A 3,015-nucleotide genomic window follows, 5' to 3' on the forward strand; every position below is an offset into this window, starting at 1 on the left:
ATATTTCGGATACTTTCATCAAGATACAGAAATCGCAGACGGCGATTTGGTCTGAGATTGAATTTGATTGCTGGTATCTACAATTACGAACTTCGTTACCGACAAAAGGATATATCTTGATTACTTTTGCAAGAGATCTATTGTTTTTTGACTTCTCCCCCGCGTAAATGACTGGGGATTCTAAGCGACTGCTAGGCAATCCGATAAATCGACGTTGCCTAGGATCTTTTTAGCTGACCAGAATCTTAATTTTTGGCTAGGAATCTTCTTCTCTGGGATTTTTAAAACCTAGAGCCAAACCAACTTAACGCCCTGAACAAGACAATAGCTTTTATGCTCTCGTCTTATTTTGGTAATAGTCGCGGGTTCCCTTCGCATCTAGGGCTTCACCGAGACGATCAATGGCGTGGGCGTAGGCGGCGGTACGCAGAGATATATCGAATTCCTGGGCGAAAGACCAGACTTTTTCCGCTTCTGTCACCATTCTTTCTTTTAAGCGCTCATTTATCTCGTTTAATTGCCAATAAAGACCGCTGCGATTTTGCACCCATTCAAAATAACTCACCGTTACCCCACCCGCGTTAACTAGAATATCGGGGAAAACGAGAATCCCTTTTGAGTCTAAAATGCGATCGGCTTCTGAGGTAGTTGGACCATTGGCCACTTCAAAGATATATTTTGCCCGCACGCGATCGGCATTTTCGGCGGTAATTTGGTTTTCTAGGGCAGCCGGAATCAAAACATCCACATCTAGGGCTAATAATTCTTCATTACTAATCGCTTCGTGTTCTACGATATTACAGACGGTACCCTCACAGTAAATAGCAGTAATCCCGCGATGTTCCTGTTTATACTCACGAATGCTGGCAATATCTAGCCCTTTTTCCCGATAAATGCCGCCCTGGGAATCACTTACCGCCACCACTTGATAACCAGCTTTGGCGAGGAGATCCGCCACTACAGCCCCAGCGTTACCGAATCCCTGGACGGCTACGGTAGTATTAGCGGGTTTTTTGTCTAATTTCGGCAAAAGAGAGTTAATAACATGAAAAGCTCCCGTTCCTGTGGCCGTATCGCGGCCGCGACTGCCTCCCATGGTTAAAGGTTTCCCCGTCACCACCGCCGGACTAATTTTACGCTGAATGATGCTGTACTGGTCCATCATCCAACCCATGATCATCTCGTTGGTATAGACATCGGGGGCAAGAATATCGACATCGGGACCGATAAAGTCGGCTATACCCTCGATATAGCCCCGGCTAAGGCGTTCTAACTCGGCTTTTGACAATTCTTTCGGATTGAGGGTAATGCCGCCCTTAGCCCCACCAAAGGGCAAATCCAGCAGGGCGCATTTAAAGGTCATCCAAAAGGCTAGGGACTGCACCTCATCGATGTTGACGTTGGGATGATAGCGCACCCCTCCTTTGCCGGGGCCGCGGGTGTCATCGTAGCGGACGCGGTAGCCTTGGAAGATTCTTAAAGTGCCGTTGTCCATACGGACGGGTATGGAGACGCTGAGACTAGCTTTGGGATATTTTAACCGCTCGATCGCATCATCGGAAATGGAGACATACTTAAGGGCCCGTTCTAGGCGACTGCTGGCATCGGTAAAGAGTGATTTCGACATGATTTTTTTCCCCCTATCTATCCCCATTAGAACATGGAAAAAAAGTATATTTCGCTACAGTTTATTTTTCTTAATTAACCATGGGCGGGAATCGCCGAGTATTGGAAATTTTAGTACAAATGCTCGAACTGTCCCTCCCTGCTCGGCAGCTCCGGCGCTCCCCTGCAATCTTAACGAGTGATTTAGATAATGAGATACAAGAATCAGCCATCAGCGAAAAGCTGATGGCTAAAGATAGGAAATCTGAGGCCGAAAAACAGCCAAGTTTTAGACGACATTACCTGCTGTGGCAGTAATAATTTGACGTACTTGAGCATCGGTCAGATTCGGATTGGCATTCAACATTAAGGCCACCACTCCAGCCACATGAGGTGCTGCCATGGAGGTTCCATTCAAGAAACCATAGCCACCATTAGGGAGAGTAGAATACACTCGCACGCCTGGAGCGGTGACATACCTCATCGAAGAATTGGAGCCAGCACGATTGGAGAAGGAAGCCATCTGGTTAGAACTATTAACGGCACCTACGGCAAGACCCCAAGAGGTGGCATTGGAAGCGGGATAACCGGGTTGAGCTGCCCCCTCATTACCAGCGGCCATAACCACGATAACACCGCGACTGCTGGCATACTGGAGGGCCGATTGAACCACACTAACAGTGCTACCACCCCCCAAACTCATATTAATCACATCGGCACCGTTGTCCACAGCATAGCGAATTCCTTGGGCAATGCCACTATAGCTGCCACTACCGGAATCGTTCAAAACTTTCACTGGCATAATTCTGGCATTGTAGGCCACACCAGTGGCTCCGAAACCATTATTAGCAGCAGCAATGGTTCCCGCCACATGAGTACCATGGCGGTTGCCATCTAAAGTGTTATTATTGCCATTGGCAAAGTTCCAGCCATAAACGTCATCAACGTAACCGTTGCCATCGTTATCAAGCCCATCATTGGCAATTTCGCCCGCGTTCGTCCAAATATTGCCCGCTAAGTCGGCATGATTGCGGTCAACTCCTGTATCTAGTACAGCAACGACGATTCCTTGTCCTGTATAACCTCTTGCCCAAGCCTCGGGAGCATTAACTAAGTTAACCCCCCAGTCATTAGCACCACCAAAAGTGGGAACATCGGCAAAAGGACTTTGATTCAAGGCTCCAGCGACGGCTTTCGCGGCATTAACTAAACCGTATCCTGAAATGGCACTATATCCGGATACAACTGGGGCTGTGGTCGCCGACAGGGTTAAGTTATAGTTAGTGCTGCCACTGTAGGGATAAACCCGGACAAAGTAAGTACCCGCACTGAGTTGACGAGTAATACTTTCACTATCGTTACTGCCATTAGTGGAGCTAGTAATCTCACTGCCATTACTATCTAATAAGG

2 protein-coding genes and 1 pseudogene are annotated in these 3,015 nt (G+C 47.7%); 1 reads left to right on the forward strand and 2 read right to left on the reverse strand.

Annotated features, from left to right (window positions below):
* Window positions 1–120: pseudogene (locus IM485_RS00805) on the forward strand (IS5 family transposase); the annotation flags it as partial.
* Between the two features lie 211 nt (window positions 121–331).
* On the opposite strand, the gene IM485_RS00810 reads toward IM485_RS00805, so the two are convergent.
* Window positions 332–1,627: a Glu/Leu/Phe/Val family dehydrogenase gene (locus IM485_RS00810; RefSeq protein WP_287657021.1), complete on the reverse strand. Its 1,296-nt coding sequence runs from the start codon at window positions 1,625–1,627 to the stop codon at window positions 332–334.
* Between the two features lie 267 nt (window positions 1,628–1,894).
* A partial coding sequence (locus tag IM485_RS00815; RefSeq protein ID WP_287740569.1) for a S8 family peptidase occupies window positions 1,895–3,015 on the reverse strand: 1,121 nt, incomplete at its 5' end.

This window comes from Microcystis sp. M169S2, assembly GCF_020245865.1.
GTDB lineage: Bacteria > Cyanobacteriota > Cyanobacteriia > Cyanobacteriales > Microcystaceae > Microcystis > Microcystis ichthyoblabe_A.